The organism is Mucilaginibacter sp. R-33 (genome assembly GCF_049949235.1).
Taxonomy (GTDB): Bacteria; Bacteroidota; Bacteroidia; order Sphingobacteriales; family Sphingobacteriaceae; genus Mucilaginibacter.
Genome location: NZ_CP188089.1, coordinates 3,398,173 through 3,413,714, shown reverse-complemented (window position 1 = coordinate 3,413,714; position 15,542 = coordinate 3,398,173). Strand labels below are relative to the sequence as shown.

At 43.4% G+C, this 15,542-nt stretch carries 8 protein-coding genes; 3 read left to right on the top strand and 5 right to left on the bottom strand.

Annotation, left to right across the window (positions count from 1 at the left end):
• The first annotated feature begins 58 nt into the window (after window positions 1–58).
• Complete coding sequence (locus ACP26M_RS14285) at window positions 59–445, top strand: group III truncated hemoglobin (RefSeq protein ID WP_426580809.1); 387 nt, start codon at window positions 59–61, stop codon at window positions 443–445.
• Between the two features lie 42 nt (window positions 446–487).
• Window positions 488–1,702, top strand: coding sequence for an NO-inducible flavohemoprotein (hmpA, locus tag ACP26M_RS14280; protein ID WP_426580807.1), 1,215 nt, complete (start codon window positions 488–490; stop codon window positions 1,700–1,702).
• Between the two features lie 77 nt (window positions 1,703–1,779).
• Here the strand turns inward: hmpA and ACP26M_RS14275 are convergent, their stop codons facing one another.
• On the bottom strand, window positions 1,780–3,120 hold the full coding sequence (locus tag ACP26M_RS14275) for a polysaccharide deacetylase family protein (RefSeq protein WP_426580805.1): 1,341 nt from the start codon (window positions 3,118–3,120) through the stop codon (window positions 1,780–1,782).
• A gap of 213 nt (window positions 3,121–3,333) precedes the next feature.
• On the opposite strand from ACP26M_RS14275, the gene ACP26M_RS14270 reads away from it, so the two are divergent.
• The gene (locus ACP26M_RS14270) at window positions 3,334–9,810 is read left to right on the top strand and encodes an alpha-2-macroglobulin family protein (RefSeq protein ID WP_426580804.1); all 6,477 of its coding nucleotides are present in this window, start codon (window positions 3,334–3,336) and stop codon (window positions 9,808–9,810) included.
• 487 nt (window positions 9,811–10,297) lie between these two features.
• On the opposite strand, the gene ACP26M_RS14265 is transcribed toward ACP26M_RS14270, so the two are convergent.
• The 4 genes from ACP26M_RS14265 to ACP26M_RS14250 all read right to left on the bottom strand — a co-directional run bounded on the left by ACP26M_RS14265 (window position 10,298) and on the right by ACP26M_RS14250 (window position 15,515).
• Window positions 10,298–10,852 carry a carboxymuconolactone decarboxylase family protein gene (locus ACP26M_RS14265; protein WP_426580802.1) on the bottom strand — a complete coding sequence of 185 codons (555 nt, stop codon included), beginning with the start codon at window positions 10,850–10,852 and terminating at the stop codon, window positions 10,298–10,300.
• An 18-nt stretch (window positions 10,853–10,870) separates the two neighbouring features.
• The gene (locus tag ACP26M_RS14260; protein ID WP_426580800.1) at window positions 10,871–11,416 is read right to left on the bottom strand and encodes a carboxymuconolactone decarboxylase family protein; all 546 of its coding nucleotides are present in this window, start codon (window positions 11,414–11,416) and stop codon (window positions 10,871–10,873) included.
• Between the two features lie 71 nt (window positions 11,417–11,487).
• Window positions 11,488–12,741 (bottom strand): MFS transporter, encoded by a 1,254-nt coding sequence (locus tag ACP26M_RS14255; protein WP_426580798.1) that lies wholly within the window; start codon window positions 12,739–12,741, stop codon window positions 11,488–11,490.
• A 5-nt stretch (window positions 12,742–12,746) separates the two neighbouring features.
• Window positions 12,747–15,515 (bottom strand): TonB-dependent receptor, encoded by a 2,769-nt coding sequence (locus ACP26M_RS14250; protein WP_426580796.1) that lies wholly within the window; start codon window positions 15,513–15,515, stop codon window positions 12,747–12,749.
• Window positions 15,516–15,542 lie beyond the last annotated feature (27 nt).

Genomic DNA, 15,542 nt, shown 5'->3' with positions numbered 1-15,542 from the left:
ACAGCCGGACTATCCTGTTCCTGAATAGCAGGATACATACCGGTAATAAAATAAAGTAATGAACGATATAGAAGACCTAACATCAATTAAAATACTGGTTGATGAATTTTACACCAGGGTGCGCCTCGATGGTTTATTGGGGCCTGTTTTTGCCGAAGTTATAAAAGACGACTGGCAGCCGCACCTTGATAAAATGTACGCTTTCTGGAATGCTGCATTGTTTGGCGTTGCTGGTTTCAGAGGCAATCCCTTTGCCAAACATGCGCCGTTGCCTATTAATGATGAGCATTTCAACCGTTGGCTGGAGCTGTTTACCCAAACGGTTGATACACACTTTGCCGGGCCAATGGCTGATGATGCCAAGAACAGGGCAGGCTTGATGGCGGTAATGTTTCAGAGTAAGTTGGCTAATATGAAAGGTAGGACGGGCAGGACTATTGTGTAATCCCTGCAGCCGCATAATTAATTATAAATATATACTGTTAAAATGATGATCACTAAAGAACAAAAAGAGTTGATTAAGGCCACGGTGCCTGTATTGAAGGAGCATGGAGTACTGTTAACAACTCATTTTTACAACCGGATGTTTACTCATAACCCCGAGCTTAAAAATGTGTTTAACATGGGTAACCAGCAAAACAGCAAACAACAAACGGCCCTTGCCATGGCTGTACTGGCTTATGCCGAGCATATAGAAAATCCGGGCGTGTTAATGCCCGTACTTGATGGCATTGGTCAAAAACATACAAGTCTTGATATCAGGCCTGAGCATTATGCTATTGTTGGCGGTCACCTGATTGCGTCAATTAGCGAAGTATTAGGCGATGCCGCTACACCCGAACTGCTGGAAGCCTGGACCGTCGCTTACAATCAGCTGGCCGCTATTATGACTGGCCATGAGCAAAACCTTTATAGTAAACAAGTGGCAAAAAAAGGTGGCTGGACAGGCTGGCGACCCTTTGTGGTAAAACAGAAAGTAAAAGAATCGGCAGAGATCATTTCCTTTTACCTTTATCCCGCGAACGGTGGTGCGGTACCGGATTTTACACCCGGGCAGTTTTTAAGCGTTCGTTTGTTTTTGCCTGAGCTTAACCTTTTGCAGCCCCGTCAGTACAGCATCTCAAGTGCACCTAATGGTGAGTATTACCGGATTTCGGTTAAACGCGAAGCTGGAACTGAATTGCTTGCCGATGGCATGATCAGCAACCGCCTGCATAATTTTGTTAATGAAGGTGATATCATCGAGGTATCTGCACCTGCAGGTGGCTTTGTACTAAATGGCGACGGTGACCACCCGATAGTTTTCATTAGCGGCGGCGTTGGCCAAACCCCATTAATGAGCATGATGGAAAGCTTGATCAAAAGCGGCAGTAAACGACCAAAAACATGGGTTCACGGCTGCCGTGATAAAAATGTGCATGCCTTTAAAGAAGTTATTGAACATTGGGAAGGTAAAAATGAAGACGTTAAAAAGCACATTTTTTATAACGAGATTGAGGAAGGAACACCTGATAATTTTTACGAAGGTTGGGTTGACCTGAACCAACTGGGTGATGAGATATTTGAGCCCAATACTGAATATTACATTTGCGGCCCGGCTGGCTTTATTGAACTGCATTACCGCGAACTAGTTAAAAAAGGGATCGATAAGCAACTGATCCATTTTGAAGAGTTCGGCCCGCAAACTTTGCAGTTGAACTAAAAGCAATTGTTAATTGGTGCTGAAGCAGGCTATTTTATCAAAAACTACTTCAGCATCAATTAAACTATCCAATATAATTATCCCTTCTTTAGCGTTACTATGCCTTCATTTGGCTGAGCCTGATAGAGTACATAGGTACCGTGCTGATCTTTAGCTGTGTTAATCTTTTTGCTTTTTGAACCCTGGGCCACTGTTGCATTTGTCCAGCCTGGTGATACGTAGGTTTTGAGCGTTAACGGCAGATAATACATTTTGCCATCAAGGCTATGGCTTACTTTTACCTGTATTATGTTTCCTGTAGTTGAAGCATCGGCCTTGCCGTGCTCACGTTCGCGCATATAACGGGCTACATCTCCAAAGGTGGCTACCCAAAGTTTATCATTTTTGCTTTTGATGTATTGAAAATATTCATCGAGCAGGGTGCTGGGCAGGGCTTTGTAACCCATGCCGTCAATCCCATGGAAAACAAGTACCAGCCAGGTATTGGTATGATTAAGCGTAGTATCAACCCAAAGCTTCATTATAGGTAGTGGTGTTTTTGTAGTTGCGCCGCGCTGCCATTGAATATAATCTTTATCTGTTGAGCCGGGTGTTTGTTTGCTGGCGCGATCAATTTCCTTTAGCCAGGGCTCGGGCATGCGGTTACGCAATGCCGGATATATTTTGAGGGCATAGCCCATTACACGGTCGTTTTCAAAACCGTAGGGGCACTCGGCCGAAAATGTATGTTTTGGGCCAAGCTGGGCCAGGATATCGGCTTTGCTTTTTTCCAGTTCCCAAAGCAGGTTTGGCTCATCAAGTCCGGGCATACTAGGGTGGGTGATAGAATGACTGGCAAACTCGTAACCTTTGGCGGCATCCTTCCGGAAATCATCCCAGGTTGAACCTATGGATTGTTTAAACTCATCATTGGGTTCGTAACCCGGTTTCAATTCGCCATTGCGGGCTTTAGCATAGATGTCATCCAGCACTTTAAAAGCTTTTTCCTTTTTACCGCTATCGTACAAACTTCCGGCCTGCGTATGCGAGGCGATGGTACCCATATATCCCAAATATCCGGCAGCAGAGCATCGCTCAAAAAAGTTCTGATCGTTGGTAGGTACTGTTGCCGATTCTTTAATGATCTCCTTTACCGGTCGGCCAATAAACTTGCCATGGTATTTGGATCCCGGTATAGATCCCGTAATGATGAAAAACGTTGCCGGCATTTTCAGGCGTACCATCACAGGCAGGGCTTTTCTGAACTGGTTCATCGAGCCGTCATCGTAAGTAAGGGAAACAGCCCCGGTTTTGCCGTATTGCCATTTGGTTATTTCGGTTGTGCCCGGTTTGGTTTGGGCGTTGCTTTGCAAGCCTTGCAAGGCAATAAATGCTGTGAGCAGCAGGGTTTTAATTGGTTTGTGATTGGTGGTAAGCATAACTAAAATTAACTTTTTAAATTAATTTACAAAGTAATATTGCTGTTTCAATTGGCTGGATATGAGGTCTGAAAACTATTTATGGAAAAAGATTTGTAATTGCATCTTAAAGGTAGAGTGATTGATCAACCGTTAAAAAACGTTAAATTTTAACCTATGGATATTTTATATCTTGGTACGTCGTTTAAACATCAACCAAAACCATTATCCAGCATGTTACCACAACTTGCCAAAAACCTTGCCTGCTTGCTTGTCTTAAGCTTAATTATTTCTGTTAACCAGGTATCGGCACAAACTAAATATGACGTGCTCAATTTCCGGATCGATTCATTGGCGGCAGTAGGCTTGCCTAAATCAGCATTGAAGGAGGTTGATAAACTCGACAAGCTGGCCCATGATGAAAGTAATGTGCCACAGCAGGTACACGCAGTAATTTACCGGATGACTTTTCAGTCGTACATTGAGGAAGATGCCCTGGTAGCTATTATCTCTCGGTTAAAAACTGATATCGATAAGGCGCAGTATCCCGTAAAGCCTGTACTGCAATCAATGCTGGCCGAAATGTACTGGCATTATTACCAGGACAACCGATACAATTACAATCAACGAAGCCGCCTCGAAACACCCGGCGATGATTATACTAAATGGGACCTGCAAACTATCATTTCAGAAACCGCAAGGCAATACCGGCTTTCACTTACCGATGTTAAACAGTTGCAGGCGACTCCGGTTAGCATTCTTGACGGTGTTTTAAAGGGCGATAAAAGCATCCGCTATTTACGGCCTACACTTTACGACCTGTTAGTTCAGCGCGCCTTTGAGTTTTTTTTAGCTGATGAACCGGAAATTATCAAACCTAAAACGGCATTCTCCTTAAATGACCCAGCTTTTTTTGGTGATGCCCGTTCATTTGTTAAGATAAATATCAACAGCCTTGATACAGCTTCATCCTGGTACCAGGGAATGAAGTTATTACAGCAAGTAACAGCATTTCATTTGCATGAAAATAATATTGAAGCCATTGCCGATCTTGAACTGCAACGGCTCAGGTTTTTGCATGATAAATCCACTTTGGTTAATGCCGACTCATTATGCCTATCGGGCTTAAAGCAAATAGCAGCCGATTTTGCTGCCAAGCCTATAAGTGCCGAGGCTTTGGTACTTACTGGTTTTTACTATCAACAGCTTGACAGCCTTGTAATTGCACATGGTTACTATGAAAAAGCTAAAGGCAGGTTTCCTAATAGCATCAGCGGCAAAAACGCAGCTTCTTATATTAAGGAGATAGAACGACAGTCCTTAATAGCTGAAATGGAAGATGTTTATGCACCCAATAAGCCTTTGCTGGCAAGTTTACAATATACCAATCTTAAGCAGTCAAAATTTTCAATATACAGCATAACCGATGCGCAGATAGAGCAGCTTAAAAAAGATGCTAAACAGGACCCGGGGCAGGAGTTAGTGATCACTAAAAAAGTTTATGATTTTGTGAGTAAACTGAAACCAATTGAAGATGTTAACCTTGCGTTACCCGACCCACATGATTACAGAAGTCACCGGGTGGAATTTAAAATAGCTCCGCTACACCCCGGCAATTATATGATCATGGTTTCTGATACTTCATCAAAGAAATTTGATTTAACCGGACTTGCCCGCTTCAGGGTAAGCGGTTTAGCATATGTAACAAGGCTAAGACCCGATGGTTCGAAAGAGATTCGGGTACTTGACCGTGATAGCGGAAGGCCATTAAAGGGCGTGAAGGTTGAGGTATATAACACTTATAGTGAGGGTAAAGTGAAAAAAATCCCCGTTACAAATGGTACAACTGATGCCGGTGGTTTATTTACCTTTACACGTGGCCTAACCTATTACAGCGTTGATCTTTCAACTGCCAATGATAAATTTGTGGGCAGAAGCGATTATATAGGTGGATATGTTGAAACTTCACAGCCGAAAGCTACACCAATTGAGCGTATGATGCTGTTTACCGACAGGCAAATCTATAGGCCGGGACAAACAGTTTATTTTAAAGGACTGCAGATAAGTACATTGGATAACAAAAGCAGAATTGTGCCCAACGCACAAATTCTTGTTAATTTATATGATGGCAATAATCAAAGGCGGGATAGCCTTAAACTAAAAACTAACGAATATGGCACCGTTGCAGGTTCGTTTATTATACCGCAGCAAATTGTTGGCGGTGCAATGTTCATTACCGCAAATGGTGGCGCTGCATTGTTGCGTGTTGAAGAATATAAGCGACCTACATTTCAGATAACATTCCCGGCGGTTACGGAAACCTACCATTTTAACGACTCAGTTCACATTAAGGGGAAGGTTACTGCGTTTTCAGGCTATGGCCTTTCCGGAGCTAAGATAGTTTATCATGTTGTAAGGATTCCGGACCGCAGGATCTATTATATCAGAACAAGGAAAAACAATTACAATTATTATAACGAGAAGACTGTCGAAGTAAAATTCGATACAATTAAGGCGAATAGTAAGGGCGAATTTGATTTTGCTTTTAAAGCTTCGGCAGAGGGCGCAAAATTGCCGGATATATATGCTTACAATATAACTGCCGATGTAACAGACGGGAGTAGAGAAACACAGTCTGCAAATACGGTAGTTAAAGTAAGTGACAACGCACTTGACCTGGAGTTGAGGGTACCCGACGAACTTTCAGCAAAAGATAAAACAACAATACCGCTAAAACTCAATAATATAAATGGCCAACCGCAAAGCGGCGTGTTGGATGTGAAAGTGTACTCGTTGATGCAACCAGGCAGCGTTTTCAAAAAGCGGTTATGGCAGGTTCCTGATCAATTTTTGATAAGCGCCGAAGAGTTTAGAAAATTTTTTCCGGCCTATTCTTATAAAAACGATGATGATTGCGACACTTGGCAAATAAATAAAACAGTTGTTGATAATCACATCAAAGTAAGTGATACCACAAATAGTATGCTTGATCTGTCTACTTTGAAAAAACAGGCTACAGGTATTTACAAACTGGTTATAGATGCCCGGAATAGTAAAGGCGATACCACATCGCAAACCTATTATATAAAGGTTCATAATGAGCCGGGCAAAGCGCCCGATGCCGACAGTTGGTTAACTGCTATTAATGATGAAGTAAATACATCCGGAGAAACCGCCGAGTTTTGGATCGGTACAAGCAGGGAAAGTCACGTTCTGGTCGAAAAATATGAAGGGCCTAAAATGGTATCGTCAGAGTGGATGACCATTAAAGGCAATCAGCAGCAACATTTAAAAATAGCCATACCTGCTACTGCAAAAAACAATTTCGCGGTGCAGTTTTTAATGCTGAATGATAACCGGCTCTACAGCTATTATAAACAGATCAAAATAAACGATACTACCTCGAGCTTAAACATCCGTTTTCTTACTTTTAGAGATAAACTGCGACCCGGCGAAAAGGAACACTGGAAGATACAGGTGTCGGCATCGGGCAGGGAGCAGGAGCAGGCAGAATTACTTGCTGGTATGTATGATGCATCGCTTGACGATATAGCATTGCCTCAATCCTGGAATCAGCCATTGCCAACATATGGTTATAACCCCAATTATTTCAGTTGGCAAACATATAGTGAATTTTTAAGGACTGTTTACACTTCATCTTTTAATGAAACCTTTTATTATGGTGCCAAGATGTTAAACTTTAACTATGAAACGCTAAACTGGTTCGGTTATAATTATTGGGGCGGCCAAAATTATGGCTATGCCGATTACATCGCATCAGTGTCAAACTACAAAAATGGCTCTGCTAAGGACAACCAGATTGAGGCTTGGTATCTTAAAAATTCCGCACTTATAAAAGATGGTACAATAGTGAGCGGTAGAGTTATTAACGAATTTAATATGCCAGTGCCCGGCATTAAGGTTACGATAAGAGGCACCGATATTAGTACCACATCCAATTCATTTGGCTTTTACAAAATTAAGGTACCACGAAACGCAACACTGATATTTAGCGGGAAATATTTGACTACGCAGTACATTAGTCGCCCGGTAAACGGTTATATACGGATGAGTTTTGAAAAGGGAAAAAGAATAAGGGTTAGCGGAAAGGATTATTTCGGTGTTGCCCGCCCTGATGTTAATTCAATGGATTCAGCGCTTGTTGATGACGCCGTGAGTGATGAGTCAGTAGGGAACACCGACAAGTTGAAAGCTGCGGGTTCAATCCCTGTAATGTTGCGGGGCACGGCGAGCGGAGTACAAGTGGGATATAGCTCCAAATCTTTTACGAATTATTCCCATAACGTATCATTGCAAGAGGTTCAATACAAATCGGTCGCTATGAATTATGATGAACTCCGATTTACACCCAAACCTATCGCCACCCGCAAAAACTTTAATGAAACAGCTTTCTTTTACCCGCAGCTCCGTACAGATGAAAAGGGAGAGGTATTGATTGAGTTCACCATGCCCGAGGCACTCACCAAATGGAAGTTCAGGGCTTTTGCACATGATAAACAGCTACAGCTTGGCTATACCGAGGCAGAAGTGGTTACACAAAAGCAATTGAGCATAACCGCCAATATGCCCCGCTTTTTACGTGAAGGTGATACGGTGGTCGTTTCCGCTCGGTTAGCTAATCTCGAAGGAGAATCTTTAAAGGGACAAGTGGAGTTACGGCTCTTCAATGGCATTAATATGCAACCTGTAGAACTATTAGCAAATAAAGATGATGCACAACAAAAGTTTGAGATCGGCGCTTCGGCAACTAAATCAATTTCTTTTAAACTGGTAATCCCGCCCGGGCTTGATGCACTTACTTATCGTTTAACAGCCGACGCGGGTAAATACACCGACGGTGAAGAAAATACTATCCCGGTATTGCCAAACCGCATGTTGGTTACCGAAAGTATGCCGATGATGGTGCGGGCCGGGCAAACAAAAACATTCAATTTTGATAAGCTAATTAACAATAGCAGCACCCCGTTAAAAAGTAAAACCCTCACGCTGGAATACAGTCAAAATCCAGCCTGGAATGCGGTGCAGGCTATTCCTTACATGATGGAGTTTCCGTATGAGTGTTCGGAACAATTGTTTAGCCGTTATTACGCCAATAGCTTATCTACTTATCTGCTCAGTAAAATGCCGGTCATCAAACAGGTATTTGATAGATGGAAAAACAGCGATAGTAAAGAACTGCTCTCCAACCTTGAAAAGAACCAGGAGCTGAAAACAACCTTGCTTGAAGAAACAACATGGCTACAGGATGCGCTCAGCGAGTCGGAGCAAAAGAAAAGGATAGCCCAGCTTTTTGATCTCAATAAAATGAGCTACGAAATGAAGGCTAACCTGGATAAACTGAAACAAAAGCAATTACCGAACGGCGCTTTCCCCTGGTTTGGGGGCAATTATGCCGATGAGTACATCACCCGCCATGTTTTGGAAGGAATAGGACAGCTTTATCATCTGAAGATAGCCACAGCTGATAATAAAATATTAAAAGAGATCGCCGGCAAAGCGCTTGGTTATATGGATGCCGGGCTGATAAAACAGGATAAAGAAGAGAAGAAACAAAAAGACTATCAAAAAAGAGAGATTAGTCACGATGAAGCCCATGCGTGGTACGTGCGGAGTTACTACACCGATAAGCCAATGGAACCGGCGTTAAAATCTATCTTCAATAATTATCTGAAACGAGCCGAAGATCAATGGGTAACGCGAAGCATTTATGAGCAGGGGATGATAGCCCTTACCATGGTGCGTAACGGCAAACCATTGGTTACAAAGGCCATCATTAAATCGTTGATGGAAACGGCACAAACTTCGGACGAAATGGGTATGTACTGGGGAAAAAACATGGTGGGTTATTACTGGTACCAGTCGCCAATTGAAACGCAAAGTTTAATGATAGAGTTGTTCACTGAAGCTGGTAATAACGCAAAAGTGGTTGAGGAAATGAAAATATGGCTTATGCGCAACAAGCAAACCAATAACTGGAAAACCACCAAAGCAACTGCCGCTGCAGTGTATGCACTGCTATTAAAACAGGAAGACTGGCTGCAAGGTGGCGCTGCATCTGAAATTAAGCTGGATAATAAACCGCTCGCCGAATTAAAGCCGGATGTTAAAGCTGATGGCGGTACAGGCTACATAAAAACCAGCTGGATTGATGATCAGGTAAAACCTACATTGGGCAAGGTGGAGATCAAAAATAACGGAAAATCCATCAGCTATGGTGCTATGTACTGGCAGTACCTGGAGCAGATGGATAAGATTACCCCGTCGCAAACGGATATCCACTTGGAGCGTAAGTACTTCATCAAAAAACAAACAGATGCAGGCCCCGTATTGCAGGCGGTTGATGCAACTCATCAGCCTAAAACCGGAGATTTGCTCAAAGTGGTGGTGTATTTAAAAGCCGGTCGTGATTATGAATATGTGCAGCTTAAAGATCTTCGCCCGGCAGGTACGGAGCCTGTAACGGCTTTATCGGAATATAAATACCAGGATCGTTTATCCTATTATCAGGTATCTAAAGATGTAGCAACCAACTTTTTCATTAGTTATTTAAACAAAGGCAGCTATGTATTTGAATATGAATTGCGGGTAGCACAGCCTGGCAATTTTTCAACCGGTATTACCAGTATTCAATGCATGTATGCGCCGGAGTTTAATGCGCATAGTGAGGGGAGCAGGGTGGTATTTAAATAGAGATTTTTTTAAGCTTTTTGTCATTTCGATAGAGCTTGGGGGGAATGAGTACAGGGGCAAAAGAGAAACCTTGTACGCTCTGCTGAGCGGTTTTGCAAAGTCCGCTTAGCAGAGTGTATAATTTCTTCCTGCGGTCGATGACAAGGGATACGCGAAAAAAACAGTTGGATGAATTGAAAATTAGCCGATAATATTTATACAAAAGGGGGGTAACACTTTTTGTATAAAAAACGATTAATTGTCTGATTGTTAAATATATATAAGTATTAACCCTGAATTCTGTTAACCCTGTTAACCCCCTTTGTTAGTAAATACAAGCTAAACTATATATCGCTTATTAACTGAATAAGTAAAAAATGAGGCTGATTCTGATTGTTGATACACCCTCATAATGTATTCTAAGTCAGAGGATAGAACTGCGATTAATAACAAAAAAACAGCCCGAAGTTAAAAACTCCGGGCTGTGGGCGTGATAAAGCAGTAGGTATTAAGCTTTTTTAAAAATGCTTGATATATAGCCAACTTCGGCACGTTCAGGTGCCCGGTCGATATAGATCTGACGGTCTTGCGGTGCCCAGGTTCCCAACCCATCAACATAGCGATTGAACATACAAAATGCAGCAGCGATCAATACGGTATCATGGATCTCCTTATCATCAGCACCTTCTGCACGGGCGGCTTCAATTTGATCTGTAGTTACGTGTTTACCACCTTGTTGTACGCTTCCGGCAATAGCTAATAGTGCTTTGATCTTTGGCGAAAGATCAGTTGCCGAAAAGTTGGCTTTGATAGCGTCTATCTCATCAATCTTGCAGCCAAGGTAATAGCCGGCTACTGCGCCATGTACATTTTGGCAAAAGAAACAATCGTTGAGGTAGGATACATAGGTTGCAATCAGTTCACGTTCTCCGCGCGATAAGGAGTTGTTATCATCGCGGAGCAATTGCTCTGCAAGGGCATTTAACGGAGCCTCGGTTTCAGGACTGTAAAACATCAACCCGCGGATACCGGGCAGATCGTTATTTAATTCTATATGCGCCATATCTATCGTATTAAAAAATTAATGTTGAGGTTGTGGTAATACATAGCCTTTAGCCATACGTTTGCCCATTTCGGCATAAGCTTCCGGGTCGGTAGGGGTAAGGCTGGCGAGGCCGTCAACATAGCGGTTAAACATGCTGAAGGCGGCGGCTATTAACACTGCATCGTGGATCTCGCGGTCGGTAGCTCCTTCTGCACGTGCTGCGTCAACATCTTCCTGTTTTACTTCTTTACCGAGGATCTGAACCTTACCAGCGATCTTCAACAGGGCTTTCAATTTGGCGCTGATGGGGGCTTCGGTCATGTCGCGTAAAACTTCGTCAACAATAAGGGCGTCATCTTCATAAAGGCAACGGGCGGCAGCGGCATGACTGCTGTAGCAAAACGTGCAATTATTGCGGTATGATACATAAGTGGCTATCAGCTCACGGTCGGCCGGAGTCAGCGTTGACTCTCCGCGTAATAATACTTCGGCCAGTTCATATAGATACTGACCAGTTTCGGGCCTGAACATTACCAGCGAACGGATGCCCGGAACGCCTTCGGGTGCATTGATGTGTGCCATATTTTTAATTAGTGAGTTATTGAATTAGTGATTTTTTAAATTTTCCTTTCTAAGCTTTTAGCCTTAGGCTTTCAGCTTTTATCCTTCTCCCGTACAAATAGTACCACCAGCAAGCCTATTATAAATACCAGTGAAAAGACGAATAGCGAGTTGCCATAGCCTCCCAGGGTTGATACCAGCACGCCTACAAATAATACTGCTGTGGCTGTAAAAATACGCCCGATGTTGAAGCAAAAGCCTGTTGCAGTTGCTTTGATGCCGGTTGAAAATAATTGAGGGATATATGCTGATAATACGCCCTGGCTCGCCCCAAAGAATAAGGCCAATATGATGATCTCGATATAAACTGCTGTACTGAATGTAGTATTAGTTTTAAACAGGATAAATGACATACCCGCGCAAACCGCGAAACAGATCACCATGGAGCGTCTGATGGATAGTAAGTTAACGAGCCATCCTGAAAAAAAACCACCGGTTAAACCACCCATGCCCATACACATCATGCTCAGGCCGCGTTCTTTTGCGGCATCATGGTCGGTAATCAGGCTTTGCACCCAGGTAGGCAGCCATGAAAATATGGCCCATAAACCTATCAGCATAGTGCCAAAGGTTAGGGAGCCTACAATAAGCTCGCGGCGGTGGCTTTTAGAGAGCAGTTTATTCAAGGGGTTTTCGCGGTTGGCAATATGGTTACGGTAGTTGAGCCAGTTTTCAGATTCATTCAAAACCAGAGCGCCTATCAAGGCCAGTGCAAGCGGGATCACCCCGACAAAAAAGCCCGACCGCCATGATGATACAATAAAGTTGATTAGCCCTGCAGAGAAAATACCTACCGGGAAAGCAATAGAAAGAATGCCTATGATCACCGCTTTGCTTTTGGCTGGCCAGACTTCGCTCACCAGCGTTATGGATGTTACCAAAACGCCGCCTACGCCAAAACCGCTGAAAAAACGGCAACATAGTACGCCCCACCAGGTTGGCATTAGCCCGGTTAAAATGGTGAATACACCGTAGCTGCCAATGGCCAGCAGCAGGGCTTTTTTCCGACCCATTTTATCGCTGATTACCCCCCAGGTAAAACCGCCAAAGGCCCAGCCGAATATAAAAATGGCATTGATGTACCCACTTATGGCGTTGATCTCATCAGCAGGCACAGTTCCCTGCAGGTCTTTTACCACAACGGGCAGGTAAACCGACATCAGTGTTGATACGGAGCCACCCAGAGCAGTACTAAAAAAACAGATCGCAAACAGCACCACCCTATAGGCGGCGCTGAGGTTTGTTTGAGGTTTTACAACCTGTTCATCAATTGTTAAAGTGCTCATGTTGTTTATTTTAAAAGGTCATCAAATATTATTGATACATAATAAATAGCGCCAATTGCCGGCGAACCATAAGATTGGTAAATGTGGTTGTTGAAAATATTGCTGCCGCCCAGTTTGATTGTTGATTTGATCTTCGGAAGCTTTTTGCTGAATTGCAGATCGACAACTGAATAAGCATCTACACGGCCGGGGCGGGTGCCGTTAAAGGTTCCATACCAGTCGTAGGCGGTTTGCCAATGCCATGCCGCATTAAAGCCGAAATCATTGAATACGTTGCTGTTACCAAATGTTGCGTTTGTGCTCCATTTTGGTGTGTTGAATGCTGCAATATTGTTTGGGTTGGCGTTGCGAAGGTTAAATACGGATAAAGTAGCATTACCACCCACAGCATAACCGCCTTTAAGCAGGTATGTTAAACCGGCGCTTGCTCCCTGGGCAGATACTTTATCAGGCGCGTTGGTATACAACTGGAAGGCGTGAACCTTACCGTTAGGGATATCGGTAGCAGAGGCTGTTGTAACCTGGCCGTCTGGACCAAGAATCGGATTGCTGGGTTGGATAACAACCGAGTTCAGGATAAAGTTGGTGTAGCTGCTGTAGTAATAGTTTACATCGATCAGTAATTTATCCATAATTAAACCTTTGTAGCCAAGCTCAAATGCTTTTTGCTGCTCTGGTTTAATGTAGGCTACGCTTGCTTTTTGGAGCAGCCCTTTGTTTTGTTCGATAGCCTGTGGGAATGGCGTACCGCTTTGTACCGCCTTGCCAAACGCAGCGCCAAAAGCGCTTACCGATGATGAAGTGAATGAGTTTTCATAAACGTTTAAGCCCTTGCTGTTATTAGGCGCACCACCCAAAATAGTGATAGGGCCTACGTTAAGGTGGATAAACTGATCAACCGGCGTTGGGTTCCTGAAACCGGTTTGGTATGATGCCCTGAAATTGGAGGTTTTATCAACTGTATATACTGCCGAAAAACGAGGTGTGAAGCTTCCTTTAAAGTTTTCATTTTTATCATAACGGATAGAGGCTGTTAGTTTCAGGTTGTCATCAAACAGTTTTTTGCCGGCTTGTAAAAATGAGCCGTACTCTTTAATGGTTACACGATTTACCTTATCATCAAACAAACTACCATTGGTGAACATCCTGTAATTGCGGAAACTGCCTCCGGCCAAAAGCTCAAACACTTTTATGGCGCTGGTGAAATCATACTGGCCTTCGGCATGGTAAAATTTACTGTTACTGAAAACACCTGCGCCACTTAAACCATAATTGTGGATTGATGCGTTCTTGGCATTGTTAAATTCAGTTGTGCCCGGTAAAAAACGGCCCTGATCGGCAAAGGCCCTTGCTGAGGAATTGCTATTAGGTGTAACGCCACTTACCGTGCCGTTAAATGCCGCGGCATAACGTGTAAACCAGGTGTCATCGGCTTTATCCGGGTTAACGGTGTTGCCGTTCAGGTCTTTTACCCAGTCGCGGTTAATGAATTGGGCCAGTGAGCGGGTGTTGTATGAATCGTGCGAATTTTCTTCAACCGAATAACCTCGGATGAAGAAATTACTTCCCTTTAATTCGACCCGGTGTGTCTGTAAAACAAAGTTATTGAGATCGAAACGGCTGCTGCCGGTATAGCTTGCAGTACCGCGACCGTAGTTGTATTGGTAGATTGCCTCAAGGTTATTGCTGAAACGGTATTGTAATGCGCCGTTAAGTTTAAGGCTGTAAACGTTATAGTTCATCAGGTCTTTTTCTTCATAACCAGTTCTGGAAACAAGGCCAATTCCCGGTAAGGTTTTGGTCACCTCATCTCCATAAATGTTAAGTGCATCGCGGCCAGGGTTATTGGGACCACGCTGAGCGGCTGGAGTTGATGCGCTTACGTCGGTATAGTTATCGGCATACCAGTCGCGCCCGGTAAGGTATGAGGCGTTGATTTTAAACGCGAATTTATCGTTGAAAGCTTTGGCATAGCGGGCTGCAAAATCATACAAGCCTTGTGGTTTAACAACCGATTCGCCGAAGTGATTAAGGCCTGTTTTTACCTGCACGGTTAAGCCCTGGTATTTGAATGGGTCTTTGGTTTTAAGCGAAAGTAAGCCGTTAAAAGCAACCGGGCCATATAATGCCGAAGCCGCGCCGGGGATAACTTCCACACTTTCAATGTCGATATCCGAAGCGCCAAAAAGGTTACCTACCGAAAAGTTTAAACCGGGGGTTTGATTATCCACGCCATCAACCAGTTGTAAAAAACGGCTGTTACCTGTGCTGTTAAAACCACGGGTGTTGATCTGTTTGTAGGTTAAACTGCTGGTAACGGCTTCGAGGCCTTTCAGGCTCTGTAATCCATCGTAAAATGTGAATGAAGGGTTTTCCTTAATAGCCTTAAGGCTCATTTTTTCGATACTTACCGGCGATTGTAAAATGCTTTGGTTGATACGGGTAGCCGATGATACCACCTCATTAAGCACAATTGCCTTTTGTATTAGCTTGACGCTGATATTGTTATTGGCAGATGTTACCTGGCTTTCCTGCACTTCAAAGCCTACTGCCGATATAATGATAGTAAAGGGCAGCTTCAATTTATTGGCATTTAAAGTATAGTTACCCTTTGAATCAGTAGTAGTGCCTGTAAGTTTTCCTTTAACAGAGATACTTGCGCCGGATACAGGTTTGCCTGTAGCTGCATCGGTAATGTTGCCCGTTATTTTAATTTCCTGTGCAAACAGGTTTATTGAGCTGAGCAGTAATATGATGAATAAAAGTTTTTTCATTGTGATTGGGTTTTACTTCAAATGAGG

What these genes read in the sequence shown, in the direction of transcription:
- hmpA (WP_426580807.1), top strand. Translation starts at nt 488, where the DNA reads ATGATGATCACTAAAGAACAAAAAGAGTTGATTAAGGCCACGGTGCCT.
- ACP26M_RS14285 (WP_426580809.1), top strand. Translation starts at nt 59, where the DNA reads ATGAACGATATAGAAGACCTAACATCAATTAAAATACTGGTTGATGAA.
- ACP26M_RS14270 (WP_426580804.1), top strand. Translation starts at nt 3,334, where the DNA reads ATGTTACCACAACTTGCCAAAAACCTTGCCTGCTTGCTTGTCTTAAGC.
- ACP26M_RS14265 (WP_426580802.1), bottom strand. Translation starts at nt 10,852, where the DNA reads ATGGCGCATATAGAATTAAATAACGATCTGCCCGGTATCCGCGGGTTG.
- ACP26M_RS14260 (WP_426580800.1), bottom strand. Translation starts at nt 11,416, where the DNA reads ATGGCACACATCAATGCACCCGAAGGCGTTCCGGGCATCCGTTCGCTG.
- ACP26M_RS14255 (WP_426580798.1), bottom strand. Translation starts at nt 12,741, where the DNA reads ATGAGCACTTTAACAATTGATGAACAGGTTGTAAAACCTCAAACAAAC.
- ACP26M_RS14250 (WP_426580796.1), bottom strand. Translation starts at nt 15,515, where the DNA reads ATGAAAAAACTTTTATTCATCATATTACTGCTCAGCTCAATAAACCTG.
- ACP26M_RS14275 (WP_426580805.1), bottom strand. Translation starts at nt 3,120, where the DNA reads ATGCTTACCACCAATCACAAACCAATTAAAACCCTGCTGCTCACAGCA.